The 25,657-nt window shown below is 73.6% G+C and carries 23 protein-coding genes; 11 read left to right on the top strand and 12 right to left on the bottom strand.

Features of this window, described 5'->3' with window-relative positions:
• Positions 1-3: 3 nt before the first annotated feature.
• The 3 genes from Sco07f_RS08345 to Sco07f_RS08335 are packed head-to-tail and all read right to left on the bottom strand — an operon-like array spanning position 4 to position 3,844.
• Complete coding sequence (locus tag Sco07f_RS08345; RefSeq protein WP_108987386.1) at positions 4-1,737, bottom strand: L-aspartate oxidase; 1,734 nt, start codon at positions 1,735-1,737, stop codon at positions 4-6.
• Positions 1,734-2,744, bottom strand: a complete 1,011-nt coding sequence (gene panC, locus Sco07f_RS08340; RefSeq protein ID WP_108987385.1) for a pantoate--beta-alanine ligase — start codon at positions 2,742-2,744, stop codon at positions 1,734-1,736. The genes Sco07f_RS08345 and panC overlap by 4 nt, the downstream gene beginning before the upstream one ends.
• A complete protein-coding gene (locus tag Sco07f_RS08335; protein ID WP_108987384.1) occupies positions 2,741-3,844 on the bottom strand; it encodes a Rossmann-like and DUF2520 domain-containing protein in 1,104 nt (367 codons plus the stop codon). The genes panC and Sco07f_RS08335 overlap by 4 nt, the downstream gene beginning before the upstream one ends.
• Positions 3,845-4,045: 201 nt before the next feature.
• Here Sco07f_RS08335 and Sco07f_RS08330 point away from each other — a divergent pair, with 201 nt between their 5' ends.
• Both Sco07f_RS08330 and Sco07f_RS08325 read left to right on the top strand, forming a co-directional pair.
• Positions 4,046-5,224 carry a threonine aldolase family protein gene (locus Sco07f_RS08330; RefSeq protein WP_054100930.1) on the top strand — a complete coding sequence of 393 codons (1,179 nt, stop codon included), beginning with the start codon at positions 4,046-4,048 and terminating at the stop codon, positions 5,222-5,224.
• 224 nt (positions 5,225-5,448) lie between these two features.
• Entirely contained in the window at positions 5,449-6,555 is a 1,107-nt protein-coding gene (locus Sco07f_RS08325) for a DUF5937 family protein (protein WP_087790034.1), read from the top strand.
• A gap of 21 nt (positions 6,556-6,576) precedes the next feature.
• On the opposite strand, the gene Sco07f_RS08320 is transcribed toward Sco07f_RS08325, so the two are convergent.
• From Sco07f_RS08320 to Sco07f_RS08310, 3 genes are all read right to left on the bottom strand, one after another.
• Positions 6,577-7,236, bottom strand: coding sequence for an AAA family ATPase (locus Sco07f_RS08320; RefSeq protein WP_007452163.1), 660 nt, complete (start codon positions 7,234-7,236; stop codon positions 6,577-6,579).
• A gap of 39 nt (positions 7,237-7,275) precedes the next feature.
• Positions 7,276-7,950 carry a response regulator gene (locus Sco07f_RS08315; protein ID WP_007452161.1) on the bottom strand — a complete coding sequence of 225 codons (675 nt, stop codon included), beginning with the start codon at positions 7,948-7,950 and terminating at the stop codon, positions 7,276-7,278.
• A 91-nt stretch (positions 7,951-8,041) separates the two neighbouring features.
• Positions 8,042-9,247: a sensor histidine kinase gene (locus tag Sco07f_RS08310; RefSeq protein ID WP_054100933.1), complete on the bottom strand. Its 1,206-nt coding sequence runs from the start codon at positions 9,245-9,247 to the stop codon at positions 8,042-8,044.
• Positions 9,248-9,375: 128 nt separating this feature from the next.
• Here Sco07f_RS08310 and Sco07f_RS08305 point away from each other — a divergent pair, with 128 nt between their 5' ends.
• Positions 9,376-10,473 (top strand): SAM-dependent methyltransferase, encoded by a 1,098-nt coding sequence (locus Sco07f_RS08305; protein ID WP_108987383.1) that lies wholly within the window; start codon positions 9,376-9,378, stop codon positions 10,471-10,473.
• On the opposite strand, the gene Sco07f_RS08300 is transcribed toward Sco07f_RS08305, so the two are convergent.
• On the bottom strand, positions 10,438-11,589 hold the full coding sequence (locus Sco07f_RS08300) for an NADH-quinone oxidoreductase subunit D (RefSeq protein ID WP_108987382.1): 1,152 nt from the start codon (positions 11,587-11,589) through the stop codon (positions 10,438-10,440). The two genes, Sco07f_RS08305 and Sco07f_RS08300, sit on opposite strands and share 36 nt — an antisense overlap.
• Before the next feature lie 31 nt (positions 11,590-11,620).
• On the opposite strand from Sco07f_RS08300, the gene Sco07f_RS08295 reads away from it, so the two are divergent.
• Together Sco07f_RS08295 and Sco07f_RS08290 are read left to right on the top strand one after the other, a co-directional pair.
• Positions 11,621-12,178, top strand: coding sequence for a PH domain-containing protein (locus Sco07f_RS08295; protein WP_042825550.1), 558 nt, complete (start codon positions 11,621-11,623; stop codon positions 12,176-12,178).
• A 623-nt stretch (positions 12,179-12,801) separates the two neighbouring features.
• Positions 12,802-14,076, top strand: coding sequence for a PH domain-containing protein (locus Sco07f_RS08290; RefSeq protein WP_108987442.1), 1,275 nt, complete (start codon positions 12,802-12,804; stop codon positions 14,074-14,076).
• Positions 14,077-14,110: 34 nt separating this feature from the next.
• Here Sco07f_RS08290 and Sco07f_RS08285 read toward each other — a convergent pair whose 3' ends face one another.
• Complete coding sequence (locus tag Sco07f_RS08285; RefSeq protein WP_167468051.1) at positions 14,111-15,445, bottom strand: hypothetical protein; 1,335 nt, start codon at positions 15,443-15,445, stop codon at positions 14,111-14,113.
• A gap of 136 nt (positions 15,446-15,581) precedes the next feature.
• The gene (locus Sco07f_RS08280) at positions 15,582-16,715 is read right to left on the bottom strand and encodes an alpha/beta hydrolase (protein WP_108987381.1); all 1,134 of its coding nucleotides are present in this window, start codon (positions 16,713-16,715) and stop codon (positions 15,582-15,584) included.
• Between the two features lie 229 nt (positions 16,716-16,944).
• Here Sco07f_RS08280 and Sco07f_RS08275 point away from each other — a divergent pair, with 229 nt between their 5' ends.
• From Sco07f_RS08275 to Sco07f_RS08250, 6 genes are all read left to right on the top strand, one after another.
• Positions 16,945-18,741, top strand: coding sequence for a phosphatidylglycerol lysyltransferase domain-containing protein (locus tag Sco07f_RS08275; RefSeq protein ID WP_087790038.1), 1,797 nt, complete (start codon positions 16,945-16,947; stop codon positions 18,739-18,741).
• A gap of 152 nt (positions 18,742-18,893) precedes the next feature.
• The gene (gene folP / locus Sco07f_RS08270) at positions 18,894-19,757 is read left to right on the top strand and encodes a dihydropteroate synthase (protein ID WP_108987380.1); all 864 of its coding nucleotides are present in this window, start codon (positions 18,894-18,896) and stop codon (positions 19,755-19,757) included.
• Positions 19,754-20,257, top strand: coding sequence for a nuclear transport factor 2 family protein (locus tag Sco07f_RS08265; protein WP_007452002.1), 504 nt, complete (start codon positions 19,754-19,756; stop codon positions 20,255-20,257). The genes folP and Sco07f_RS08265 overlap by 4 nt, the downstream gene beginning before the upstream one ends.
• A 244-nt stretch (positions 20,258-20,501) precedes the next feature.
• Positions 20,502-20,861, top strand: coding sequence for a dihydroneopterin aldolase (folB, locus tag Sco07f_RS08260; RefSeq protein ID WP_087790041.1), 360 nt, complete (start codon positions 20,502-20,504; stop codon positions 20,859-20,861).
• A complete protein-coding gene (gene folK, locus Sco07f_RS08255) occupies positions 20,858-21,469 on the top strand; it encodes a 2-amino-4-hydroxy-6-hydroxymethyldihydropteridine diphosphokinase (RefSeq protein WP_007451998.1) in 612 nt (203 codons plus the stop codon). Before folB ends, folK begins: the two co-directional genes overlap by 4 nt.
• 70 nt (positions 21,470-21,539) lie before the next feature.
• Positions 21,540-22,028, top strand: a complete 489-nt coding sequence (locus tag Sco07f_RS08250; protein WP_007451996.1) for a DUF3180 domain-containing protein — start codon at positions 21,540-21,542, stop codon at positions 22,026-22,028.
• Between the two features lie 33 nt (positions 22,029-22,061).
• Here Sco07f_RS08250 and folE read toward each other — a convergent pair whose 3' ends face one another.
• From folE to hpt, 3 genes are all read right to left on the bottom strand, one after another.
• The gene (gene folE, locus Sco07f_RS08245) at positions 22,062-22,667 is read right to left on the bottom strand and encodes a GTP cyclohydrolase I FolE (RefSeq protein WP_087790042.1); all 606 of its coding nucleotides are present in this window, start codon (positions 22,665-22,667) and stop codon (positions 22,062-22,064) included.
• A 121-nt stretch (positions 22,668-22,788) separates the two neighbouring features.
• Entirely contained in the window at positions 22,789-24,828 is a 2,040-nt protein-coding gene (ftsH, locus tag Sco07f_RS08240; protein ID WP_108987379.1) for an ATP-dependent zinc metalloprotease FtsH, read from the bottom strand.
• Positions 24,829-25,023: 195 nt separating this feature from the next.
• Positions 25,024-25,563, bottom strand: a complete 540-nt coding sequence (hpt, locus tag Sco07f_RS08235; RefSeq protein WP_226027733.1) for a hypoxanthine phosphoribosyltransferase — start codon at positions 25,561-25,563, stop codon at positions 25,024-25,026.
• Positions 25,564-25,657: the final 94 nt, after the last annotated feature.

The raw sequence follows: 25,657 nt of genomic DNA, 5'->3' as shown, positions 1-25,657 counted from the left end.
CTGTCACTGCTCCTGGGGACGGTGCGTCGGCTGGGCGCCGTGGACGGTCGGGGGGAATTCTGGCGTGTCCGTGGTGTGCACGGCGAGGGAACGGTCCGGGTTCAGGCGTACGACGACGTGGCGGCGCCAGGCCGTGTCGTCGCGCTCGGCGTGGTCCTCGCGCCAGTGGCAGCCGCGGGTCTCCTCGCGCAGGGTCGCCGCCGCGACCAGGACGCGGGCCACGCACAGGAGGTTGGTGGCCTCCCAGGTGTCGACGCCCGGCTCGGCCGTCTTGCCGTTGTCGTGCAGGGCCTCGCGGGCCTCGGTGTGCAGGGCGTGCAGCCGGTCCGCCGCGCGCGTGAGGGAGTCGGCCGAGCGCAGGACGCCGGCGCCGTCCGTCATGATCCGCTGGATCGTGAGGCGGGTCTCGGGCGGGAGGAGGGGGTGCTCCGGGTGGTCCGGGTGCGGCAGGGGGGCCGGCACGCGCGCGTGGAGGGCGCCGGCCGCGTGGCCCGCCGCCACGTCGGCGGCGATGCGTTCGGCGTAGACCAGGCCCTCGAGGAGCGAGTTGGAGGCCAGCCGGTTGGCGCCGTGCACGCCGGTGCAGGCGACCTCGCCGCACGCGTACAGGCCGGGGACCGTCGTGCGGCCGTGCGGGTCGGTGCGGACGCCGCCCGAGGCGTAGTGGGCGGCCGGGGCGACGGGGACCGGCTCGGTGACCGGGTCGATGCCGTGGGCGCGGCAGGCGGCGAGGATCGTGGGGAAGCGGCGCTCCCACATGTCGGCACCGAAGTGGCGGGCGTCCAGGTACATGTGCTCGGCGCCCTGCTCCTGCATGCGGCGCGTGATGGCCTTGGCGACGATGTCGCGCGGGGCCAGTTCCGCGAGTTCGTGCTGCCCGAGCATGAAGCGCACGCCGTCCGCGTCCACCAGGTGGGCGCCCTCGCCGCGTACCGCCTCGGAGACCAGGGGCTGCTGGCCCTCGGCGTCCGGGCCCAGGAAGAGGACGGTGGGGTGGAACTGGACGAATTCGAGGTCGCTGACCTCGGCGCCCGCGCGGAGGGCCAGGGCCACTCCGTCGCCCGTGGAGACCGAGGGGTTCGTCGTCGCCGAGAAGACCTGGCCCATGCCGCCGGTGGCGAGGACGACCGCGGGGGCGTGGACCGCCCCGACGCCGTCGTGCTGGCCCTCGCCCATGACGTGCAGGGTGACGCCCGCCGTGCGGCCCTCGGCGTCCGTGAGGAGGTCCAGGACGAGCGCGTTCTCCACCGTGCGCAGCCCTCGCGCGCGTACCGCCTCGACCAGGGCGCGGGAGATCTCGGCGCCCGTGGCGTCGCCGCCCGCGTGGGCGATGCGGCGGCGGTGGTGGCCGCCCTCGCGGGTGAGGGCCAGGCCGCCCTCGGTGGACTCGTCGAAGTGCGCGCCGGTCTCGATGAGGCGGCGTACGGCGTCGGGGCCCTCGGTGACCAGGGTGCGGACCGCTTCCTCGTCGCACAGGCCGACGCCGGCCACCAGGGTGTCGTCGAGGTGCTGCTGGGGGGTGTCGCCCTCGCCGAGGGCCGCGGCGATGCCGCCCTGCGCCCAGCGGGTGGAGCCGTCGTCGAGGCGGGCCTTGGTGACGACGACCGTCGTCAGGCCGGCGGCCTCGCAGCGCAGGGCGGCGGTGAGGCCCGCTACGCCCGAGCCGACGACCACCACGTCCGCGGCGACGGCCCAGCCGGGCGCGGGGGCGTGCAGTCGTATGCCTGTGCTGGTCACGAGGCGGCTCCGAGGGATCCGAAGGTGAGGTGGACGTTGTCGATCAGGCGGGTCGCGCCGACCCGGGCGGCGACGGCGAGGACGGCCTCACCGGTGTGGTCGTCGCCGATCTCGGTGAAGTCGGACGGGTCGACCAGGGCGAGGTAGTCCAGCTCCAGGGGCGGGGTGGCGCGGGACGCGTCGTCCAGCACCAGGCGGGCGGCGTCCCGGACGGCCGCGGCGCTGCCGGGGGCGGAGGTGGCGACGGCGTGGGCGTCGGCCGCCGCGCGGGACTCGCCCAGGGCGCCCAGCGCCTCGGCGCGCGCCCGGGTGGCGGGCACTTCGCGGGCCCGCGCGCAGAGCGCCTCCTGGGCGGCGTGCCGGTCCTGGCCGGCGAAGAGCGCCTGGGAGAGGGCGAGGGCCGTGCGGCGTTCCGCCGTCGAGAGGTAGCGGTTGCGGCTGGACAGGGCCAGGCCGTCCTCCTCGCGCACGGTGGGGACGCCGACGATCTCCACGCCGAAGTTCAGGTCGCGGACCATGCGGCGGATCAGCGCGAGCTGCTGGGCGTCCTTCTGGCCGTAGAGGGCGAGGTCGGGCCGGGTGAGGTGGAGCAGCTTGGCGACGACGGTGAGCATGCCGTCGAAGTGGCCGGGGCGGGAGGCGCCCTCCAGGCGCTCGCCCATGGGGCCGGCGGTGACGCGCACCTGGGGCTCGCCGCCGGGGTAGACCTCGTCGGCGAAGGGGGCGAAGACGGCGTCGGCGCCCGCCCGGCCGGCGATCTCCAGGTCGGCGTCCAGGGTGCGCGGGTAGCGGTCGAGGTCCTCGCCGGCACCGAACTGGAGCGGGTTCACGAAGACGGTGACGACGACCTCGCCGTCCGGTCCGGCGAGGTCGCGCGCCGTGCGGATCAGGGTGGCGTGGCCCTCGTGCAGGGCGCCCATGGTCATCACGACGGCCCGGCGGCCGCGGCGCACGCGCGCGTGCAGCTCGTCGGCGGTGCGCAGGAGGGCGGGCGGGGTGCGGGTCATCGGGCGCCTCCGTCGGTGCCTTCGTCGGTGCCTTCGGGGTCGTCAGTGCCTTCGGGGCCGTCGGTGCCCTCGGTGCCGGGGGCTCCGTCGGGGCCGGGCGCCCGGTCGGGGCCGGTGACACCGTCGGGGCCGGTGGCACCGTCGGGGCCGGGGGCTCCGGTGCGTCCGCCGGCTCCGGTGCGTCCGGTGGCTGTCGTGGCTCCGTCGGCGAGTACCCCGAGCAGGTCCTCGGCGAGTTCGGCCTTCAGCAGGCCGTGGTCCAGGGCGCGGTCGGCGGTCGCGCGGGCCATCGCCAGGTAGCCGGCGACGGCCTGGGGGGCGTGGGCGCGCAGCTCCTCGATGTGCGCGGCGACCGTGCCCGCGTCCCCGCGCGCCACGGGGCCGGTGAGGGCCGCGTCGCCGGAGCGCAGGGCGTTGTCGAGGGAGGCGCCCAGCAGCGGGCCGAGCATCCGGTCGGGGGCCGTCACACCGGCCGTGCGCAGCAGCTCCATGGACTGGGCGACCAGGGTGATCAGGTGGTTGGAGCCCAGGGCGAGCGCCGCGTGGTACAGCGGGCGGCGGTCCTCGGCGATCCACTCCGGCTCGCCGCCCATCTCGATGACCAGGGCCTCGGCGGCCAGCCGCAGCTCCTCGGGCGCGGTGACGCCGAAGGAGCAGCCGGCCAGCCGCTGGACGTCCACCGGGGTGCCGGTGAAGGTCATCGCCGGGTGCAGGGCCAGCGGCAGGGCGCCCGCGCGCAGCGCGGGGTCCAGGACCCGTGCGCCGTACCGCCCGGAGGTGTGCACGAGGAGCTGGCCCGGACGCACCGCCCCGGTCTCGGCGAGCCCGGTCACCAGGCCGGGCAGCGCGTCGTCCGGGACGGTCAGCAGCACCAGCTCGGCGTGCTGGAGGACCTCGGCGGGCGTCCTGAGCGGCACGTCGGGCAGAAGGGCGGCGGCGCGCCTCCTGGAGGCCTCGGAGACCCCCGAGACGGCCACCGGGCGGTGCCCTGCGCGCTGGAGGGACGCGGCCAGCGCGGGGCCCACCCGCCCGGCGCCGACCACGCCTACGGTGAGCCGCGCGGGGCGGTCCTTGGGGTCTGGTTGTGGGGCTGTGTTCACGCGACGGCGGCCTTCCCGTTCCAGTCCGCTCGGGGTACCGGACGATTTCTCGTCATGTTAACGCGATCGGTCCGGGCGGCGTCCGGTTGTCCACAGCCTGTGGGTTTCCGTGCGACGGTGGAGCACACACCGCGCGCGTGTGTCGGAACCTGTGGAGAAACCCGGGTGCCGGACGCACCGACCGCGCGCCATGATCACCGTATGAGTGATACGGCAGAGCGGCCGGAAGCGGCCGAACCGACGGAACCCGAGGAACAGCGGCACCAGCGGGAGCGGCGCGTGGCCGCCCTTCGCGGCGCGCGGCGCGTACTCGCCCGCCCGGGCTTCGTCTCGACCCTGCGGGAGCGCATCGCCCTGCTGGACGGGGCCGAGGAACTGTACGGCCTCGACGAGCCCTCCGACATGTACGGCAACGGCGTCGTGGCGGCCCTGGAGGAGAAGACCGCCGCCCTGCTCGGCACCGAGGCCGCCGCCTTCTTCCCGACCGGCACCATGGCCCAGCAGGTGGCCCTGCGCTGCTGGGCGGGCCGCACCGGCAACCCGGTCGTCGCCCTGCACGGGCTCGGCCACCCCGAGCAGCACGAGCGCAACGCCTTCGGCCGGGTGAGCGGGCTGCGCCCGGTACGGCTGACCGACGCGCCCCGGCAGCCGACCGCCGACGAGGTGCGCGGCTTCGACGAGCCGTTCGGGGCACTGATGCTGGAACTGCCGCTCAGGGAGGCCGGTTACCTGCTGCCCACCTGGGAGGAGCTCACCGAGGTCGTCGAGGCCGCCCGGGAGCGCGACGCGGTCGTGCACTTCGACGGGGCCCGCCTGTGGGAGTGCGCCACCCACTTCGGCCGCCCCCTGGCCGAGATCGCGGGCCTGGCGGACAGCGTGTACGTCTCGTTCTACAAGTCCCTCAACGGCTACGGCGGCGCCGCCCTGGCCGGCCCCCGCACGCTGGTCGAGGAGGCGAAGGCCTGGCGGCACCGGTACGGCGGTCAGGTGTTCCAGCAGTTCCCCACGGCGCTGTCCGCCCTGGCGGGCCTGGCGCGCGAGCTGCCCCGGCTGCCCGCGTACGTGGCCCACGCGCGCGTGGTGGCCGCCGCGCTGCGCGAGGGCCTCGCGGCGGCCGGGCTGCCGTGGGCGCGGGTGCACCCCGAGGTGCCGCACACGCACGAGTTCCAGGTCTGGCTGCCCCACGACCCCGACACCGCCGGTGAGGCCGCGCTCCGGCAGGCCGAGGAGACGGGGACGATGCTCTTCTCCAGCCCCTGGGACGCGGGCGGCCCCGGGCTCGCCCTCACCGAGGTCTCGGTGGGCGAGTCGGGCCTCGAGTGGACGGCCGACGACGTGCGGGCGGCGGTCGCCGACTTCGCGGCCCGGCTGAAGTCCTGACGGCCCGCTGACCCGCCACCGGCGTAGGGCCCGCCCTACCCGGCCGCGCGCGGGCGGTCGGCGAGCACGGCCCTGAACCGGCGGCGGTCGGTCGTGGGCGCGGGCGGCGGGGGCTCGCCGGGCCGCGACCGAGACCGCTCCGGGCCGCTCCCCGCGGCCGCGTCGATTGACGGCGGCGGTCAATCGACGGCGGCGTTGTCGGTGGCGGCGTGCACCATGGGGGCATGAGCGTGCGCATCGACATCACGGGGCTGCGGCCGGAGAGGATCGCCGTCGTGCCCTCCCCGCTGGCCGAGCTGGGCATGGCGCTGCACGCGCTGTCCGAGCCGGGGCACCACCCGGGGTTGCAGGGCTGGGCGACGGGGGTGACCGCCCGGCTCGACTCGCACCTGGCGGACCGGATGTGCGAGGCCGACTTCCTGTGGCGGACGACCTTCTCGGACCTGTTCATGCCGTTCGCCGGGGTGCCGGGCCGCAGCACCCTGCCCGGTGCCACCCTCGACGAGGACCTGGACCTGCTCGACAAGCTGGCCGACGAGCAGTTCGTCGACGCGGCCCTGGAGTTCACCTGCGCGCTGCCGTACAGCACCGCCGGGGTCTCGGCGCTCGACGACCCCGAGGTGCGCCGGCGCGCGCTGGATCTGGCCGCCGCGCGGGGCCCGCAGCAGCTGCGCTTCAGTGAGCGGCTGCTGGCCGACCCGCCGCGCATCCGGAGCTGGCTGCGGCAGTTCGCGCGGGACTGCGACGAGGCGTTCTTCGCCGAGATCTGGTCCCGGGTGCGTCACCAGCTCGCCGCGGACGCCCGTCACAAGACGGACCTGTTGCGCCACAAGGGCCTCGCGGAGGCGCTGTCCGCCGTGTCCCCGGCGCTGACGCTGGACGAGGACGCCGCCCGGATCACCGTCGACAAGCTGGGCGACGGCCGTTCGGCGACGGCGGACGGCGGTCTGCTGCTGGTCCCGACGAGCCTGGGCCGGCCGCACCTGATGGTCCTGCACCGGCACGGCTGGCAGCCGGTGCTGCACTACCCGGTCGGCTCCCCCGAGCCGGCCGCCCCGCCCTCGGTCGGGCAGCTCACGATGCGGATGACCGCGCTGTCCCACCCCGTGCGGATGCGGCTCTGCCGGTATCTGGCCCGCAGCGAGTACACCACGGGCGAGCTGGCGCAGGTGCACGGCATGACCGCCCCCGAGATATCCCGGCACCTGGGCGTGCTGAAGAAGGCGGGCCTGATCACCACCCGGCGACGCGGCCGGTACGTCCTGCACCAGCTCGACGTCACGGTGGTGGCCCGGCTGGGCAGCGACTTCCTGGAGGGGATCCTGCGCTGACGCCGGTCCCCGGGGCCGGCCTCAGTCGACCCGGATGTGCCGGATCCCGACGCCCGCCTGCCGCATCCGGGTGCGCAGCGCTCCCTCGTTGTTGGGCCTCAGGGTGAGCCCCGCGAGGACGGCGATGCGGTCGGCGGTCTTCGGGACGGTCGTGTGGTCCGTCCACAGGTGCTCGGCGAACTCCGGCTCGGCCAGCCGCTCGAGACAGTGGTCGAGCTGCCGTACGGCCCAGCTCTCCCGGCGCGGCCCGGCGCCCTTCCCGGACACGTACCGCAGGACCTGCCCGAGTCCGCGCTCGCGCAGCCGCCGCAGGACGGTCTCGCGTTCGGCGAGGAGGGTGAAGTGGTGGACGTCGTGGCCGAGTTCGCGCAGCCGGCCGACGGTCTCGGCGAAGTACCCGGAGTCGGTGACGGTCATGGGCGCGATGACGACGCCGTCGTGCTCGGTGAGGGCCAGGTCCAGCACCTCCACGACCCCCTGCCGCCAGGAGACCAGGTCCTGGAAGTTGTCGATCAGCGGCCTCCGGCCGCGGGCGTCCCGCAGCCCGGGCGGCAGCATGCGGCGCAGGCCGAAGCCGGCGTGCTCGGGGTCGCAGACGACGCTGCCGGGGAGCCGGCGCCGTATCTCGTGCGCGGTCTGTGTTTTTCCGCCCCCGAAGGGGCCGTTGATCCACAGGAGCATGCGCAGACCCTACCGACGCGGGGCCCTCCGCACAGGCCGTCAGCCGTGTCCGCCGCCGGCCCGCACCAGCCCGGTCTCGTAGGCCAGGACCACCACCTGCACGCGGTCGCGCAGGCCCAGCTTGGTCAGGATGCGGCCGACGTGCGTCTTCACGGTCGCCTCCGACAGCACCAGCCGCGCCGCGATCTCACCGTTGGACAGGCCCTGCGCCACGAGCACCATCACCTCGCGCTCCCGCTCGGTGAGCCGCTGGAGCTCCTTCTGCCGGGGCTCCTGGCCGGTGGCCGGCAGCATCGGCGCGAAGCGGTCCAGGAGCCGCCGGGTGGTGGAGGGGGCGACCACGGCGTCGCCGCTGTGCACGGAGCGGATCGCGGCGAGCAGCTCGCCGGGCGGCACGTCCTTGAGCATGAACCCGGAGGCGCCCGCCTTCAGCGCCGAGAACGCGTACTCGTCGAGGTCGAAGGTGGTCAGGATCAGCACCTTCGGCGCGTTCGGGTCCACGCAGATCCGGCTGGTGGTCTCCACGCCGTCGAGCTTGGGCATGCGGACGTCCATCAGGACCACGTCCACGGCGGTGGAGCGCAGCACCTGGAGTGCCTCGACGCCGTCGCCCGCCTCCGCGACGACCTCCATGTCCGGCTGGGCCGCCAGCACCATCCGGAACCCGGTGCGCAGCAGCACCTGGTCGTCGACGAGCATCACGCGGATCGCCATCGGGCCTCTTCTTCCTTCGCCTTGCAGGTGTCGTGCCCGCAGTGTCGTGCCTTACAGGTGTCAACGCCGCACATGCGTACGGGTGCGGTGGTCAGTGCGCGGGCTTCAGCGGCAGCAGTGCGCTGATGCGGAATCCTCCGCCCGGACGCGGGCCCGCGTCCAGGGTTCCGCCGACCATGCCGATCCGCTCGCGCATGCCGATCAGGCCGTGGCCCTGGCCGTCGAAGCCGCCCTCCTCGTACAGCTCGTGCGGGGCGCCCTTGCCGTCGTCCTCGATCAGCAGTCCGAGGCCGTCGTCGAAGTAGACCAGGCGCACGCTCGCGCCCGCGTTCTCCCCGCCGTGCTTGCGGGTGTTGGTGAGCGCCTCCTGCACGATGCGGTACGCGGTCAGCTCCACGCCGCTGGGCAGCTGCCTGGGGGTGCCCTCGACCTTGAAGTCGACGGGCAGCCCGGAGGTGCGGCACTGCTCGACGAGATCCTCGATCTGCTGGACGTCGGGCTGCGGGACGTACTCCCCGGCCTCCTTGTGCTCGCCGGTGCGCAGCACGCCCAGCAGGCGGCGCATCTCCGCGAGCGCCTGCCGCCCGGTGGAGGAGATGGTCTCCAGGGCCTTCTTCGCCTGGTCGGGCGCCGCGTCCAGGACGTAGGCCGCGCCGTCGGCCTGCACCACCATGACGGAGACGTTGTGCGCGACGACGTCGTGCAGCTCGCGCGCGATCCGGGCGCGTTCGGCGGCGACCGCGACCTTGGCCTGGGCCTCGCGCTCCTTCTCCAGCCGGGTCGCGCGCTCCTCCAACTGCGCGAAGTAGGCGCGACGGGTGCGGACGGAGTCGCCGAGCACCCAGGCGAGGGCGAAGGGGACCGCCTGGAAGACCGTCACGGCGATGGTGGTGCCCATGCCCAGTTCGCTGTCGGACCAGCGCAGCGTGGCGAGGGGCGCCGCGCACAGGCCGGTGGCCAGCGCGGTCCGGGAGGCCCAGCGGGCGCCGGTCGCGGCCACGGTGTAGATGATCACCAGGAAGGCGAAGTCGGCGGGCATCGTCGAGACGTCGAGCGTCAGCTGCCCCACGCCGATCGCGACGGCGAGCAGCAGCATCCGCTCCGGCATCCGCTGGCGCAGCGCGATCACGACACCGAGCAGCACGACGACGGGGATGATCAGCGCCAGGCTGTCCGTCCCGTCCGCACGCGTGCCGGGGTTCGCCGCAGAGACCAGGGAGATTCCGAGCACGACGAGGGCCCAGAAGGAGTCGACCCCGGTCGGGTGTCTGCGGAGGAAATCGTAGAGGCGCTGCACGTGACCCAGCGTAGGGAAGAGGAATAGGTGCAGGGGTCAACCGAAGGGCCGATCCGTACTCCCCCCGCATACTCCGCAAGGTGGAGGCTCCGGTCTTCTGTACGCCTGCGTGACCCTAACCTGAGCCCGTGACGACAGGGACGGCAGGGTTCAACGGGGCTGTGGAGACGGGTGGGGAGTGGCGGGGCTGGCGGGAGGCCGCCCAGGACGCGCTCTACGGGCCCGTGGGGTTCTACCGCACCGCTCCCGAGGGGCCCGCCGGGCACTTCCGCACGTCCGTGCACGCGTCGCCGCTGTTCGCGGGGGCCGTGGCACGGCTGCTGTGCCGGGTCGACGAGGCGCTGGGCCGGCCCGACCCGCTGGACTTCGTGGACATGGCGGCCGGACGGGGCGAGCTGGCCGCCGGGGTGCTGGCGGCGCTGCCCGCCGAGGTGGCGGCCCGCACGCGCGCGTACGCCGTCGAGGTCGCCGCCCGCCCCGAGGAACTCGACCGGCGGGTGCGGTGGCTCGCGGAGCCGCCGGACGGCGTCACCGGGCTGCTGTTCGCCAACGAGTGGCTGGACAACGTGCCGGTGGAGGTGGCGGAGGTGGACGCCGCGGGTGTGGCGCGCCGCGTGCTCGTGCGCGGCGACGGGGCCGAGCGGCTCGGGGAGCCGGTGGCCGGGGCGGAGGCCGAGTGGCTGGCCCGGTGGTGGCCGCTGACCGGCGAGGAGGGCCTGCGGGCGGAGATCGGGCTCCCCCGCGACGAGGCCTGGGCGTCCGCCGTGGCGGCGCTGGACGGCGGGGGCGGCGGGCTCGCGGTGGCCGTCGACTACGCGCACACCGCGGCCGCCCGGCCCCCTTTCGGAACGCTCACGGGCTTCCGGGAGGGACGGGAGACGGAACCGGTGCCCGACGGGTCGTGCGACATCACCGCGCACGTCGCGCTGGACGCGTGCGCGACCGCCCGCACCGCGAGGTGCACTCCGGAGTGCGCGCCCTCGGATGCGCTTCTGCGCCCCCAGCGCGAGGTCCTGCGCGCGCTCGGTGTCACCGGCGCGCGCCCCCCGCTCGCGCTGGCCTCCACCGACCCGGCGGCGTACGTACGCGCCCTCGCGGGCGCCTCCGGGGCCGCCGAGCTGACCGCGCGCGGCGGCCTGGGCGACTTCTGGTGGCTGCTCCAGCCGGTGGGGCCGGTCGACGCCGAGGGGCTACTTGTCGATGTCGCCGACGACGAAGAACAGTGACCCCAGGATCGCCACCATGTCCGCGACCAGCGTCCCGGGCAGCAGCTCCGCCAGCGCCTGGATGTTGTTGTACGACGCCGAGCGCAGCTTCAGCCGGTAGGGGGTCTTCTCGCCCTTGCTGACCAGGTAGTACCCGTTGATGCCGAGCGGGTTCTCGGTCCAGGCGTAGGTGTGGCCCTCGGGCGCCTTGAGCACCTTCGGGAGCCGCTGGTTGACCGGCCCCGGCGCCAGCTCGGCCAGCCGGTCCAGGCAGCCGTCGGCGAGGTCCAGGGCGTTGTGCGTCTGCGCCAGCAGGCACTCGAAGCGGGCCAGGCAGTCGCCCTCGGTGCGGGTGACGACCCGGAGCGTGTCCTGGAGCTCGCCGTAGGCCAGGTAGGGCTCGTCGCGGCGCAGGTCGAAGTCGACGCCGGAGGCACGCGCGATCGGGCCGCTGACGCCGTAACCGTGCACCGCCTCCGGGGACAGGGCGCCCACGCCCCGCGTGCGCCCCCGGAAGATCTCGTTGCCGAGCACCAGGTCGTCGAAGACGTCCATGCGCGAGCGCACGGCGGCGACGGCGGCACGCGCGCGGGTGGTCCAGCCCGCCGGAAGGTCCTCCTTGAGACCGCCGACGCGGTTGAACATGTAGTGCATGCGCCCGCCGGAGACCTCCTCCATCACGTTCTGGAGGACCTCCCGCTCCCGGAAGGCGTAGAACACCGGGGTGATGCCGCCCAGCTCCAGCGGGTACGACCCCAGGAACATCAGGTGGTTGAGCACCCGGTTCAGCTCGGCGAGCAGCGTCCGCGTCCACACCGCGCGCGTGGGGACCTCCATGCCGAGCATCCGCTCGACGGCGAGGACGACACCCAGCTCGTTGGAGAACGCCGACAGCCAGTCGTGGCGATTGGCGAGCATGATGATCTGACGGTAGTCACGGGCCTCGAACAGCTTCTCCGCGCCGCGGTGCATGTAGCCGATCACCGGCTCCGCGCTCGTGATGCGCTCGCCGTCCAGAACCAGCCTGAGCCGCAGCACGCCGTGGGTGGACGGGTGCTGGGGGCCGATGTTGAGCACCATGTCGGTGCTCTCCGCGGCACCGCCGATACCGACCGTGGTCTCCGTCGTAGGAGTCATGAACACAGTCTCCCCTACGTACGCTGGCCCCATGGAGACGGGGAGCCCGGACGACACGGGCAAGGCGGGGGCGACCGGGGCGACGGCTCCGGCAGGCGCGGCGGGCCCGGCGGGTCCACCGCGGGAGGAGCCGGTGTGGACCGGCCTGCCCCCAGGGCTGCTGCACATGCGGCGGCTGTTGCTGGTGGTGTGGCTGGGCCTGCTGACGCTCGCCGGGGGTCTGCTGCCCGTGCTGTTCCTGGACCCCTACTGGGCCGGTCTGGCGCTCCTGCCGCTGGCCCTGATGGCCTGGGGCTGGGTGATGCTGGAGCGCAACTGGCGCTCGTGGCGGTACGCCGAGCGCGCCGACGACCTGCTGATCAGCCGGGGCGTGCTGTGGCGGGAGGAGACCGTCGTCCCGTACGGGCGCATGCAGCTGGTCGAGGTCACCTCCGGGCCGGTGGAGCGGCACTTCGGCCTGGCCAGCGTGCAGCTGCACACGGCGGCCGCCGCGACCGACGCGACCATCCCCGGCCTCGACCCGGCCGAGGCGGAACGCCTCCGCGACCGCCTCACCGAGCTGGGCGAGGCCCGATCGGCGGGACTGTGAGCGGGCCCGGGGCGGAGAAGGGCCGGGCAGAGGGCGGTACGGCGGGCGGCACGACGGGCGGCACGACGGGAGTCGGGAGCGGCGCCGACGCCCCGGCGGACGGCTCCCAGGAGCCCGCCCCGGCACGCCGGGCGAACGCGGCAGACCCCGACGGCGTCCTGAAGGAGCCGGGCCCCGGCGCGGGAGCGGCCCCCGGTCGCGCGCCGGGGGCGGCCGCACGTACCACCGGCTCCCCCGACGTTCCGGGCGCCGGACCCCGCGTCCCTGGCTCCCCCGACGCGCCCGGCGCCCCGGATGCCGGGCCCGGTGCCCGTGGCGCCGTCGGTGAGGGATCGGGAGACGGCGCGGCCGAGCGCCCGGACGGCCCCCTCGGCGCGGGACCGGAACCGGCGGAAAACACCGGCGGTGCCACGGGCACCGACGCGGCCCGCCCCGTACCCGGCGGCGACACCGCAGCGGCCGAACCCGCGCCCGGCAGCGGCACCGCAGCGGCCCAACCCGCGCCCGGCAGCGGCACCGAGGTGGCCGGCCCCCCGCCCGGCGACGGCACCGAAGCGTTCGGCTCCCCACCCGGCAGCGGCGCCGACGCGCCTCCGCCCGCCGACGGAGTCGCCGAGCGCCGCCTGCACCCCGTCACGCCGCTGCGGCGGGCGTGGGCGCCGATCGCCGTGCTCGTCGGGTGGGCCGTGCACGACCCCGACCAGGCGCAGCGCCAGCTGACCCGGCTCACCACGACCCACCTGGTGATCGGCGTGGCCGTCCTGATCCCGGCCGCCGCCCTCTACGGCTTCCTCACCTGGTGGTTCACCCACTACTCGGTGACCGACACCGAGCTGCGCATCCGTACCGGACTGCTGTTCCGCCGCACCGCCCACATCCGCCTCGAACGCATCCAGGCCATCGACGTCACCCAGCCCCTGCTGGCCCGGGTCGCGGGGGTCGCCAAGCTGAAACTCGACGTCATAGGCACCGGCAAGAAGGACGAGCTGGCCTTCCTGGGCGCCGACGAGGCGCGTGCCCTGCGGGCGGAGCTGCTCGCGCGCGCGGCGGGCTTCGCGCCGGAGACCGCGCACGAGGTCGGCGAGGCCCCCGCGCGGCAGCTGCTGCGGGTGCCGCCCGGCGTCCTCGCCGTCTCCCTCCTGCTGACCGGCGCGACCTGGGGCACGCTGCTCGCCGCCGCCGTCGTACCGACGCTGCTGTGGCTGGCCACCCACAACCTGTGGACGGTGCTGGCGACCGCCCTGCCGCTGGTCGGCGCCGCGGGCGCGAACAGCGCGGGCCGGTTCGTCGCGGAGTACGACTGGACGGTGGCCGAGTCCCCGGACGGGCTCCGCATCGACCGCGGCCTGCTGGACCGCGTCCACGAGACGGTGCCGCCGGGCCGGGTGCAGACCGTGCGGATCGTGGAGCCGCTGCTGTGGCGGCGCCGGCGCTGGGTGCGGGTGGAGCTGGACGTGGCCGGGTCGTCGAACTCCGTCCTGCTGCCGGTCGCGCCGCGCGAGATCGCCGAGTCGGTCGTCGCGCGGGTGCTGCCCGGGGTGACCGTGCCGACGGGACCGGAACTGTCACGCCCGCCCCGGCGGGCGGCGCGGTGCAGGCCGGTGTGGTGGCGCGGACACGGGCTCGCCGTCACCGACGCGGTCTTCGCCGTCCGGCACGGCCTGCTGCGCCGCAGTCTGGCGCTCGTGCCGCACGCCAAGGTCCAGAGCGTCCGCCTGACGCAGGGGCCCTGGCGGCGCGCCCTGCGGCTGGCCGACGTCACGGTGGACACGGGGGCGAACAAGACCGTGAGCGCACGGCTGCGCGACGCCGACGAGGCGGCACGGCTGCTGCGGAGCCAGGCGGAACGCTCCAGGACCGGCCGCCGGGACGCCCCGCCGGACCGCTGGATGGCGTGAGCCGGCGCCGCCCGCCCCGGCGGGTGCCGGGCGGTCAGGAGACCGCGCTGCGCAGCCCCTGGACGTCGATCTGCTCGGTCTCGTCGTGGGCGGTCAGGTCGATCACCTGGCTCACGTCACGGGACTCCTCGCCGGCCGGCTTGAAGGAGATCTCGCCCTCGGCCTTGTGCAGGGCGAGCGCCTCCTGGCCGACCACGTCGGCCAGGTCCTCGTTCTGCACGGTCTCCAGGGCGGCGTCGGAGGCGGTCGCCGCGGCCGCCGCGTCCTCGGGGGCCTTGGTGCCGAAGAAGTCGAAGCCGCCCTCGACCACCGGACGCCGGGCCGGAGCCGCCGGTACGACGGCCACCGCGGTCGGCACCGTGAAGTGCCCGTCGGCCCGCCGGGTGGGCTGCGCGGACTGGGTGGGCTGCGCGGGTCCCGCGTCGGACGTCGTCGGGGAGGAGGCGGTGGTGCGCTCGTGGCCGTCGGCCGCCTCGGGCTGCCCCTGCGCCTCGTCCTCCTGACCGGTCTCGGCCGGTGCCGCGCTCTCGCCGCCACCGCCGCCGTCGCCGTCGCCGTCACCGTCGGACCCGTCGGCGCCACCGTCACCGTCCGAGCCGTCGGCGTCACCGTCCTCGGCGGCCTCCTCGGCGGCCCCCTCGACGGCCTCGGCCCGGTCGTCACCGTCCGGGTCGGCGGGCGCGCCGTCGTCCAGGCGGGCCAGTGCCGCGTTCGCGCGCAGGAACAGCCGGGAGCCCTCGGGCGAGAACACCGCGGGGACGGCGGCCTCCGCGTCGCCCCCGCTCTTCCCGGCCGACGCCTCCTCGGCTTCCTCCGCCTTCTCGGCCACCGTCTTCAGCGTCTCCGGCGTCTCCTGGACCGGCGTCTCCTGGACCGGGGCGGGGCGTGCGGCGGGCAGCGCGGGTGCCTGCGGAGCGGCCTCGATCTCGAGCAGGCGGCGGCCCTCCAGCGCACTGGCGCGCTCGGTCTCCGCCGTGGCGTAGCGCCGCAGCAGCGAGGCGTGCTCGTTGCGCAGCCCCGCCAGCTCGGTGCGCTTGGCCCGCAGCCGGTGCTCCAGCTTCTGCCGCAGCTCGCGCGACTCCTCCAGGTCGGACTCCAGTTCGGCGACCCGCTCCTCGAACCGCCACTCGTCACTGGCCCGCGCGCGCGTGAGGTCGGCGACCCGCCGGCCCGCCTGGGCGTCCCAGTGCCGCATGACGACCGCGCCGGCCACAGCCGTCACCGCGGCGGCGGCGGCCAGTACGCGCAGGATCGGCATCTCGCCGAACAACCAGGGCCCGAGGGCGCAGACGACCGAAACACCTGCGATCGCCGAGGGAGGAAGCAGCCTGTGCAAAGGCGGGGAATGGCGGTGACGTCCACGTGGCATGGCCAGAAACTTACCGCGCGTAGGCGAATCTTGGCGCCCCGCCCCGTAAAAACTCGGCCGTCTCCGACGTGTTCACAGGGCGCGGGTAATCCACATCCCCGGCGGCCGGGGAATTACTCCCCGACTTCAAGATCATTCAGGACTCCCGAACGCCGGCCAGCCGCTCGTCCAGCCACCGCAGCGTCGCGGGAATCTCACGCCGCCAGGTATTGAAGTTGTGTCCGCCGCTTTCCAGGATGATCGACGAGATCCGCGTCGGCCTCTTCTCCTTCACCAGCCCGATGAACTTCAGCGTGTCCTTGTAGTTCGTCTCGCCGGTCCTGCTGCTGGTGACGAGCAGTGAAGTGTCCGGCGCCGGCCTGTTCTTGAGATACCACCACAGACTGGCCCGGTTCTCCCGGTCCTTGTCGCCCTGGAAGAGATCGCCCGTGGTGGGGTCGCTCGGCGCGTCGTAGTACGGGGAGAGCCCGGCCCCGGCGGCGTACACCTCCGGGTGGTGGGCGGCGAGCTTCAGGGCGCAGTAGCCGCCGGTCGAGTTGCCGACGACGCCCCAGCTCCGCGGCCCCTTGTCCACCCGGTAGTGGGCCCTCACCGCCTCGGGCAGGTCCTTCGCGAAGAACGTCTCCGTCTGCGGCCCGCCGGGTACGTCCACGCACTCCGTGTCGCGCGGCGGCGCCACCGTGGGCCGCAGCATCACCAGGATCATCGGCCGCATCCGGCCGGCCTTCGCCAGCTCCAGCGCCGTGCGCGGGTAGTGCAGTTTCTCCACCAGCGCCTCCGCGGTCCCCGGGTAACCGGTCAGGACGACGGCCGCGGGAAACGTACGGCCACGGTGGCGCGCCTGGAAGTACTCCGGCGGCAGGTACACGAACGCGGGTGACGCGATCCGCGACGTGCGCCCGACGACGCGTATCTCCTCGACCCGCCCCGAGACCTCGGGCCGCGACCCGCCCGCGGGCGTCACCCGCCGCTTCCCGACGACCTGCACCGGCCCGCCGTCCGCACCGGCGGAGTGGTCCACGACCACGCCCTGTCCGTCCTCCCGCCCGAACAGGTCGGCCCAGCTGCCGTAGAAGCCGAAGGACTGGTTGGCGACCAGCCCCACCGCCGCGAAGACCGCCACCTGGGTGGCGAGCAGCAGACCGACCCTGCCGAGTACGGCCCGCACGCTCCGGCGCGCCAGCCGCGGCCACAGCCACACCGTCCCGGCGAACAACAGCACCCCGGCCGCCACGGCCAGCGCCAGCACCTTGTCGCTCGTCAAACCCATGCCCCGCTACCGCCCACGCCTTCCGTGCGCCCGCCGATCCGTCCGCCGGTCCGATCGTCCGATCGTCCAGTCATCCGTTCGTCCGGGCTTTGTGATCAGAGGGGAGTGAACCTCTCCCTCCGAGACACCGTCCTAGAGGGCGCAATGTCGCCGGATGCCCGAAACGGGCCCGGATCCACGGTCTCTCGCAGAACTAACAGGTGCGATGTCTGTCAGGACAGATGAGGAAATGTCGGGCGCGGTTCCGGCGAGGTCCGCCCGCATACGGCGCATACCACGCGGCCCCCGTCCGGAGAGCGTCCCGCTCCTCGTCGGCCGCGCCTGTGTGCTCGTCGGCCTGCTGGACGTCGCGGCGGGCTCCTTCCCCCGCTTCCGGCACAGTCGTATGCACGCCCTGGCCGAGGTGCTGCCCGGCGCCTTCGGCCCCTTCGCCGCCGCCCTCTCCCTCTGCGCCGGCGTCCTGCTGCTCCTGCTGGCCCACGGCCTCAAGCGCCGCAAACGCCGGGCCTGGCGGGCGGCCGTGGCGCTGCTCCCGGTCGGCGCCGTCGCGCAGTTCACGTACCGCCACTCCCTGATCGGCGTACTGATCTCCCTGGTCCTGCTGGCCCTCCTCCTGCGCCACCGCACCGAGTTCGCCGCCCTCCCCGACCCGCGCAGCCGCTGGCGGGCCCTGGCCAACTTCGTCCTCATGAGCGCCGGTTCCGTCCTGCTCGGCCTCCTCGTGGTCAACGCCCACCCGCACCGCATGCTCGGCGACCCCAGCCTGGCCGACCGCATCACCCACGTCCTGTACGGCCTGTTCGGCGTCGAGGGCCCGGTCGACTACCGGGGCACCACCTCGTGGACGGTCGCCTTCTCCCTGGGCGCCCTCGGCCTGCTGACCGCCGTCACCACGATCTACCTGGCCTTCCGGCCCGAACACCCGGCGGCCCGCCTCACCGAGGACGACGAGACGCGCCTGCGCGCCCTCCTCGCCCGGCACGGCGGGCGCGACTCCCTCGGCCACTTCGCGCTGCGCCGCGACAAGGCCGTCGTCTTCTCCCCCAGCGGCAAGGCCGCCGTCACCTACCGCGTCGTCTCCGGTGTGATGCTGGCCAGCGGCGACCCGATCGGCGACGTCGAGGCCTGGCCGGGCGCCATCGAACGCTTCATGGACGAGGCCCGCGCCCACTCCTGGACGCCCGCCGTGATGGGCTGCTCCGAGACCGGCGGCGAGGTCTGGACCCGCGAGACCGGCCTCGACGCCCTCGAACTCGGCGACGAGGCGGTGGTGGACGTGGCGGATTTCTCCCTCGCCGGCCGCGCGATGCGCAACGTGCGACAGATGGTCAAGCGCATCGAGCGGGCCGGTTACGAGACCCGGGTACGGCGCGTGGCTGATCTCTCCGACGCCGAACTGGACCGCGTCCGCCGCGCCGCCGACGCCTGGCGCGGCACCGACACCGAACGCGGCTTCTCCATGGCCCTGGGCCGCGTCGGCGACCCGGCCGACGGCGACTGCCTGATCGCGACGGCGCACAAGCAGGACGCCGAGCCGGGCGAGTACGGCGACCTGAAGGCGGTCCTGCACTTCGTGCCGTGGGGCACGGACGGGGCGTCCCTGGACCTCATGCGCCGCGACCGCGCGGCCGACCCCGGCATGAACGAACTCCTGATCGTGGCGGCGCTCCAGGCCGCCCCGAAACTGGGCGTCGCGCGGGTGTCGCTGAACTTCGCCATGTTCCGCGCGGCGCTCGCGCGCGGCGAGAAGATCGGCGCGGGCCCGGTCCTGCGCGCGTGGCGCGGGCTGCTGGTCTTCCTCTCCCGCTGGTTCCAGATCGAGTCCCTGTACAAGTTCAACGCGAAGTTCCGGCCCCGGTGGGAGCCGCGCTTCGTCGTCTACCGCCGCTCCGCCGACCTCCCGCGCATCGGCTTCGCCGCGATGCAGGCGGAAGGGTTCGTCACGCTGCCGCTGCCGCGGTTCCTGCGCCGCCGGACGCCCGCGCGGCGCCCCTGCGCGCACCAGACGCCGGCGCGGGCGGCGTAGGACGGCCGCCGGTCCGGGGCCGCGGACGCGACGGTGGGTGCCCGGGCCGGCCCGGGCACCCGCCCGCACCGCCGTCGGAGGCAGCGGCACCCCGCCCGCACCGCCGTCGGAGGCGGCGGCAGCCACCCCGGGCCACCACCTACGCTGAACACATGAGCAAGCAGACCGGCCGCCGCCACCCTCTCGCGGGACTGACCGCCTGGGACCGCTGCGCGGTCATGGGCGTCGTCAACGTGACCCCCGACTCCTTCTCCGACGGCGGCCGCTTCTTCGACACCACGGCCGCCATCAAGCACGGCCTCGACCTGGTCGCAGAGGGGGCCGACCTGGTGGACGTCGGCGGCGAGTCCACCCGCCCGGGCGCGACCCGCGTCGACGAGGACGAGGAACTCAGGCGCGTGGTCCCGGTCGTGCGCGGCCTCGCCTCCGAGGGCGTCACGGTCTCCGTCGACACCATGCGCGCCTCCGTCGCCGAGCAGGCCCTCGCCGCCGGCGCCGCCCTGGTCAACGACGTGAGCGGCGGCCTCGCCGACCCCCGGATGATCCCGGTCGTCGCCGACGCGGGCGCCCCCTTCGTCGTCATGCACTGGCGCGGCCTCCTGGAGGGCGGCAACGTCAGGGGCACCTACGACGACGTCGTCACCGAGGTCGTCGACGAACTGCACGCGCGCGTGGAGGCCGTTCTCGACGGCGGCATCGCCCCCGAGCACGTCGTCGTCGACCCCGGCCTCGGCTTCTCCAAGGACGCCGAGCACGACCTCGTCCTCCTCGCCCACCTCGACCGCCTCCTGGCGCTCGGCCACCCCGTCCTCGTCGCCGCCTCACGCAAGCGGTTCCTCGGCCGGGTCCTCGCCGGGCCGGAGGCGACCCCGCCCCCCGCGCGCGAGCGCGACGCGGCCACCGCCGCGGTCTCCGCCCTCGCGGCGCACGCCGGCGCGTGGGCGGTCCGCGTCCACGAGGTCCGCGCCACCGCCGACGCCGTACGCGTCGCCCGCGCCGTCGAAGGCGCCCGGTGAACGCGCCGCACCTCGACGTCGAACAGGTCGAGGCCGCCAACACCGCCTTCTACGAGGCACTGGAGGAGGGCGACTTCGAGAAGGTCTCCGAGTTCTGGCTCACCCCCTCCGACCTGGGCGTCGACGAGTCGTACCACGACCCCGCCGACGCCGGTGTGGTCTCCTGCGTGCACCCGGGCTGGCCGGTCCTCACCGGCCGCGGCGAGGTCCTCCGCTCCTACGCCCTGATCATGGCCAACACGGACTACATCCAGTTCTTCCTCACCGACGTGCACGTCTCCGTCACCGGCGACACCGCCCTGGTCACCTGCACCGAGAACATCCTCAGCGGCGGCCCAGCCCCCGACGGCGGCGAGGAGCTCGGCCCGCTCGTCGGGCAGCTCGTGGTGGCCACCAACACGTTCCGCCGCACCCCCGACGGCTGGAAGCTCTGGTCCCACCACGCCTCCCCGGTACTCGCCGAGAGCGAGGCCGAGGAGGGCGACGAGACCCCTCCCTGACCCGGCGGAGCACGGCGCGGCAGCGACGTGGTCGGGATCACGGACCACGGGGCAGGGGCGGCTGTCAATCCGTGATCGACCGGGACCGCCAGGGAAAACGCACGGTGAAGAGTGCCTGCGCCCGCCCCTCCCCCGCACCCCGCGGCCCGGCACTGTCGGTGCACGCGGGTAGATTCGACTGGGGCCGACGTACCGCCCGCACGTGGTACGACCGGCCGAACCGACGACTGCAGGAGTGATTCGCGTGGATCGTGTCGCGCTGCGCGGCCTCAAGGCCCGCGGGCACCACGGTGTGTTCCCCAAGGAACGCGAGGACGGCCAGACCTTCCTCGTGGACATCGTCCTTGGCCTGGACACCCGTCCGGCCGCGGCCGACGACGACCTGGCGAAGACCGTGCACTACGGCATCGTGGCCGAGGAGGTCGTGGCCGTCGTCGAGGGCGATCCGGTCGACCTCGTCGAGACCCTCGCCGAGCGCATCGCCCAGGTCTGTCTGAAGCACGCGGGGGTCGAGGAGGTCGAGGTCTGCGTCCACAAGCCGGACGCGCCGATCACCGTCCCCTTCGACGACGTGACCGTCACCATCATCCGGAGCCGTGTATGAGCGCCCCCTTCGCCAAGGGTCCGAGCGACCCGACCGTACAGCCCGTGCCCGCCTCCGTCATCGAGCAGGTCGACGCCGCGGACACCACCCTGTCCAACCCCAAGCGCGCGGTGATCGCCCTCGGCGCCAACCTGGGCAACCGCCTGGAGACCCTCCAGGGCGCCATCGACGCCCTGGAGGACACCCCGGGCGTGCGCGTCAAAGGGGTCTCCCCCGTCTACGAGACGGAGCCGTGGGGCGTCGCGCCCGACAGCCAGCCCTCGTACTTCAACGCGGTCGTGATCGTGAAGACGACCCTGCCCCCGGACTCCCTCCTGGAACGGGCGCACGCGGTCGAGGAGGCCTTCCACCGGGTCCGCGACGAGCGCTGGGGTCCGCGCACCCTGGACGTCGACATCGTCGCCTACGCCGAGGTCGTCTCCGACGACCCGCGGCTCACCCTCCCCCACCCGCGCGCCCACGAACGCGCCTTCGTCCTGGCCCCCTGGCTCGACGTGGACCCCGAGGCCGCACTGCCCGGACGGGGCTCGGTCGCCGACCTCCTGGGCGCCGTCACCCGCGACGGCGTGGCGCCCCGCGCCGACCTGGAACTCCGGCTGCCCGAGTAGTCGTTAAGGTCGACGAGGACGACGAGGTCAGGACGACCGCGCCGGGGAACCGAAGGGACACCGGAACACCGTGAAAGAGCTGCGCATCAGGGTGCTGGCCGGCGTGTTCGTCGTCGCGGGGGTGCTGGCCTGGGCCGGCGCCCGCCTGTGGAACTCGGTCGGGAGCCTTCCGAGCGTCCCCCTCGCCGCCCCCGTCGTCCTCGCCCTGATCGCGGTGATCCTGCTGGCCACGGCGCTCTCGATCCGGGCCCGCCTGAAGGCCCAGCGGGAGCGGGTGCCCGGCGCCAAGGGCGTCGACCCGATGATGGCGGCCCGCGCGGTCGTCTTCGGCCAGGCCAGCGCCCTGGTGGCCGCCCTCGTCGCCGGCATGTACGGCGGCACCGGCGTCTTCCTGCTGGAGTACCTCGACGTCCCGGCCCGCCGCGACCAGGCGATCTACGCCGGTTCCTCGGTCGTGGCGGGCATCGCCGTCATAGCGGCCGCCCTCTTCATGGAACGGGTCTGCAAACTCCCGGACGACGAGGACGACGACCACCCGGGCGCGGCGTCGGCGGCGTGACGCGCCCGCCCCGCCCCGCGGCGGCACGCCCTCTCAGCGCGCCATGATCAGGCTCATCGCCTCGTTGCGCGTGGCGACGTCCCGCAGCTGACCCCGCACGGCCGAGGTGAGGGTCTTCGCGCCGGGCTTGCGGATGCCCCGCATCGACATGCACATGTGCTCGCACTCGACCACGACGATCACTCCGCGCGGCTCGAGGATCTCCATCAGGGAGTCCGCGATCTGCGTGGTGAGACGTTCCTGCACCTGGGGGCGGCGGGCGTAGACGTCGACGAGCCGGGCCAGCTTGGACAGGCCGGTGATCTTCCCGCTGGTGGACGGGATGTAACCGACGTGCGCCACTCCGCGGAACGGCACCAGATGATGCTCACAGGTCGAGAACACCTCGATGTCCTTCACGAGGACCATCTCGTCGTGTCCGAGGTCGAACGTCGTCGTCAGCACGTCCTCCGGCTCCTGCCACAGGCCGGCGAATATCTCCTTGTACGCCCGCGCCACACGCCCCGGAGTCTCCCTCAGGCCCTCGCGGTCCGGGTCCTCACCGACCGCGATGAGCAGTTCGCGTACGGCGTTCTCGGCCCGCTTCTCGTCGAACTCGCCGATCTGGCCCTCGCCGTCCAGCGTCACGGGGTCGGTCATCTGATGCCTCGTTCCTGATACGTCCTGCGAACGGCATACCGAAATGCCGCACCCCCCAAGGCTAGAACCTGGGGGGTGCGGCATACATTCCGGGCCCGGTGGGGCCGGGAGCGTGCGGAGGTCAGCTCTCCGGGCGGTCCTCCGGGGCCCGCTCGGGTGCCGGGGCGGGCTCCGCCGTGGTGCTCTTGGTGGTGGAGATCGCCGCCGTCGCGCCGTTCGCACCGTTCGTCAGGGCGAGCTCCTTCGGGGAGAGCACCGGCGGACGGGTCGAGGGCGTGCGGCGGGAGGAGCCGGTCCAGGCGGGCCGGGCCGGGCGCTTGACGATCTGGGCGAAGACCTCGGCGATCTCCTCCTTGCCCAGCGTCTCCTTCTCCAGCAGCGCGAGGACGAGGTTGTCGAGGACGTCGCGGTTCTCGACCAGGATCTCCCAGGCCTCGTTGTGCGCCGTCTCGATGAGCTTCTTGACCTCTTCGTCCACCAGCGCGGCGATCTCTTCCGAGTAGTCGCGCTGGTGAGCCATCTCACGGCCGAGGAACGGCTCGCTGTTGTCGCCGCCGAACTTGATCGCGCCGAGACGCTCGGTCATGCCGTACTGGGTGACCATCGCGCGGGCCAGGCCGGTGGCCTTCTCGATGTCGTTGGCCGCGCCCGTCGTCGGGTCGTGGAAGACGAGCTCCTCGGCCGCGCGGCCGCCCAGCATGTAGGCGAGCTGGTCGAGCATCTCGTTGCGCGTGGTCGAGTACTTGTCCTCGTCCGGGAGCACCATCGTGTAGCCGAGGGCCCGGCCTCTGGACAGGATCGTGATCTTGTGGACCGGGTCGGAGTTCGGTGAGGCCGCCGCGACCAGGGCGTGACCGCCCTCGTGGTACGCGGTGATCTTCTTCTCCTTGTCCGACATGATCCGGGTCCGCTTCTGCGGGCCCGCGACCACACGGTCGATCGCCTCGTCCAGCATGTGGTTGTCGACCAGCTTCTTGTCGCTGCGGGCCGTCAGCAGCGCGGCCTCGTTCAGCACGTTGGCCAGGTCGGCGCCGGTCATGCCGGGCGTACGGCGGGCGACGGCCGACAGGTCGACGTCGGGCGCGACCGGCTTGCCCTTCTGGTGGACCTTGAGGATCTCCAGACGGCCCTGCATGTCCGGGCGGTCGACGGCGATCTGCCGGTCGAAGCGGCCGGGGCGCAGCAGCGCCGGGTCGAGGATGTCGGGCCGGTTCGTCGCGGCGATGAGGATCACGCCGCCCTTGACGTCGAAGCCGTCCATCTCGACGAGCAGCTGGTTCAGCGTCTGCTCGCGCTCGTCGTGACCGCCGCCGAGGCCGGCGCCGCGGTGGCGGCCGACCGCGTCGATCTCGTCGACGAAGACGATGGCCGGGGCGTTCGCCTTGGCCTGCTCGAACAGGTCGCGCACCCGGGAGGCACCGACACCGACGAACATCTCGACGAAGTCGGAACCGGAGATCGAGTAGAACGGCACGCCGGCCTCGCCCGCGACGGCTCGCGCGAGCAGCGTCTTGCCGGTGCCGGGCGGGCCGTACAGCAGCACGCCCTTGGGGATCTTGGCGCCGACGGCCTGGAACTTGGCCGGCTCCTGGAGGAACTCCTTGATCTCGTGGAGTTCCTCGACGGCCTCGTCGGACCCGGCGACGTCGGAGAACGTCGTCTTCGGGGTGTCCTTGGTGATGAGCTTCGCCTTGGACTTGCCGAAGTTCATGACGCGGGAGCCGCCGCCCTGCATCTGGTTCATCAGGAACAGGAAGATGACCACGATGAGGACGAAGGGAAGCAGGGTGATCAGCAGTCCGACGAACGGGTTCTGCTTCGACGGCGAAACGGTGTAGCCGTCGGGGATCTGCTTGTCCTGGTACTTGTTCTGAAGTGTGTTGGCGAGGGTCACGCCCTGGTCGCCGATGTAGCTCGCCTGGATCTTCGAGCTGCCTTCGACCTTCTGGCCGTCCTTGAGCTGAACCTTGATGTTCTGCTCGTCGCCGGTGGTCAGCTTGGCCGACTCGACCCTGTTGTCGTTGATCGCCTGGACGACCTGGCCCGTGTCCACCGTCTTGTAGCCGCCGGACGAGCCCACGACCTGCATCAACACGACCACGGCAAGGACGGCCAGCACGATCCACATGATTGGCCCACGGAAGTATCGCTTCACGTCCATCCACACGGAGCGGTGTCGCCCCGTCCCTCCTGCCATAGTGAGTTTGATAAGACAGTTCTTCTGACGGTACCCCAGCGTGGCGGCCCTGAGCCGCACGGGCGGGCCGACGTCCCGTCTGCATGCTCCAACGGCGCGGGGGCCCCAGGGGTTCCCGGTGGCCCGCCCGAACGCCGTGGAACCGGCTGCGGGGCCGCGTCAGCCGCCGTACACGTGGGGCGCGAGCGTACCGACGAACGGAAGGTTGCGGTACTTCTCGGCGTAGTCGAGGCCGTAGCCGACGACGAACTCGTTGGGGATGTCGAAGCCGACCCACTCCACGTCGATGGCGACCTTCGCGGCGTCGGGCTTGCGCAGCAGCGTGCACACCTTGAGGGAGGCGGGCTCGCGCGAGCCGAGGTTGGAGATCAGCCAGGACAGGGTCAGGCCGGAGTCGATGATGTCCTCGACGATCAGGACGTGGCGGCCCTTGATGTCGGTGTCGAGGTCCTTGAGGATCCGCACCACGCCGGAGGACTGGGTGCCCGCGCCGTACGAGGACACCGCCATCCAGTCCATCGTGACGGGGGTGGACAGCGTGCGCGCCAGGTCGGCCATGACCATCACGGCGCCCTTGAGCACGCCGACGATGAGCAGGTCCTTGCCCGCGTACTCCGCGTCGATCTTCGCGGCCAGCTCGGCCAGCTTCGCGTCGATCTCTTCCTTGGTGATGAGCACCTTCTCGAGGTCGGCACCCATGTCGTTCGCGTCCACCCGCATCACTTTCGGTCGTCCCACCGGCCACTCCGGAGCGTCCCGGCGATCCGTGCGCGGATCGGTGGGAGGTCCGGAT

The organism is Streptomyces coelicoflavus, assembly GCF_003112555.1.
Taxonomy (GTDB): domain Bacteria; phylum Actinomycetota; class Actinomycetes; order Streptomycetales; family Streptomycetaceae; genus Streptomyces; species Streptomyces coelicoflavus.
This window is presented reverse-complemented; position numbering and strand designations above follow the sequence as displayed.

What these genes read in the sequence shown, in the direction of transcription:
- panC (WP_108987385.1), bottom strand. Translation starts at nt 2,744, where the DNA reads ATGACCCGCACCCCGCCCGCCCTCCTGCGCACCGCCGACGAGCTGCAC.
- Sco07f_RS08330 (WP_054100930.1), top strand. Translation starts at nt 4,046, where the DNA reads ATGAGTGATACGGCAGAGCGGCCGGAAGCGGCCGAACCGACGGAACCC.
- Sco07f_RS08325 (WP_087790034.1), top strand. Translation starts at nt 5,449, where the DNA reads ATGAGCGTGCGCATCGACATCACGGGGCTGCGGCCGGAGAGGATCGCC.
- Sco07f_RS08320 (WP_007452163.1), bottom strand. Translation starts at nt 7,236, where the DNA reads ATGCTCCTGTGGATCAACGGCCCCTTCGGGGGCGGAAAAACACAGACC.
- Sco07f_RS08315 (WP_007452161.1), bottom strand. Translation starts at nt 7,950, where the DNA reads ATGGCGATCCGCGTGATGCTCGTCGACGACCAGGTGCTGCTGCGCACC.
- Sco07f_RS08300 (WP_108987382.1), bottom strand. Translation starts at nt 11,589, where the DNA reads ATGACTCCTACGACGGAGACCACGGTCGGTATCGGCGGTGCCGCGGAG.
- Sco07f_RS08295 (WP_042825550.1), top strand. Translation starts at nt 11,621, where the DNA reads ATGGAGACGGGGAGCCCGGACGACACGGGCAAGGCGGGGGCGACCGGG.
- Sco07f_RS08285 (WP_167468051.1), bottom strand. Translation starts at nt 15,445, where the DNA reads ATGCCACGTGGACGTCACCGCCATTCCCCGCCTTTGCACAGGCTGCTT.
- Sco07f_RS08280 (WP_108987381.1), bottom strand. Translation starts at nt 16,715, where the DNA reads ATGGGTTTGACGAGCGACAAGGTGCTGGCGCTGGCCGTGGCGGCCGGG.
- Sco07f_RS08275 (WP_087790038.1), top strand. Translation starts at nt 16,945, where the DNA reads ATGTCGGGCGCGGTTCCGGCGAGGTCCGCCCGCATACGGCGCATACCA.
- folP (WP_108987380.1), top strand. Translation starts at nt 18,894, where the DNA reads ATGAGCAAGCAGACCGGCCGCCGCCACCCTCTCGCGGGACTGACCGCC.
- folK (WP_007451998.1), top strand. Translation starts at nt 20,858, where the DNA reads ATGAGCGCCCCCTTCGCCAAGGGTCCGAGCGACCCGACCGTACAGCCC.
- folE (WP_087790042.1), bottom strand. Translation starts at nt 22,667, where the DNA reads ATGACCGACCCCGTGACGCTGGACGGCGAGGGCCAGATCGGCGAGTTC.
- ftsH (WP_108987379.1), bottom strand. Translation starts at nt 24,828, where the DNA reads ATGGACGTGAAGCGATACTTCCGTGGGCCAATCATGTGGATCGTGCTG.
- hpt (WP_226027733.1), bottom strand. Translation starts at nt 25,563, where the DNA reads ATGGGTGCCGACCTCGAGAAGGTGCTCATCACCAAGGAAGAGATCGAC.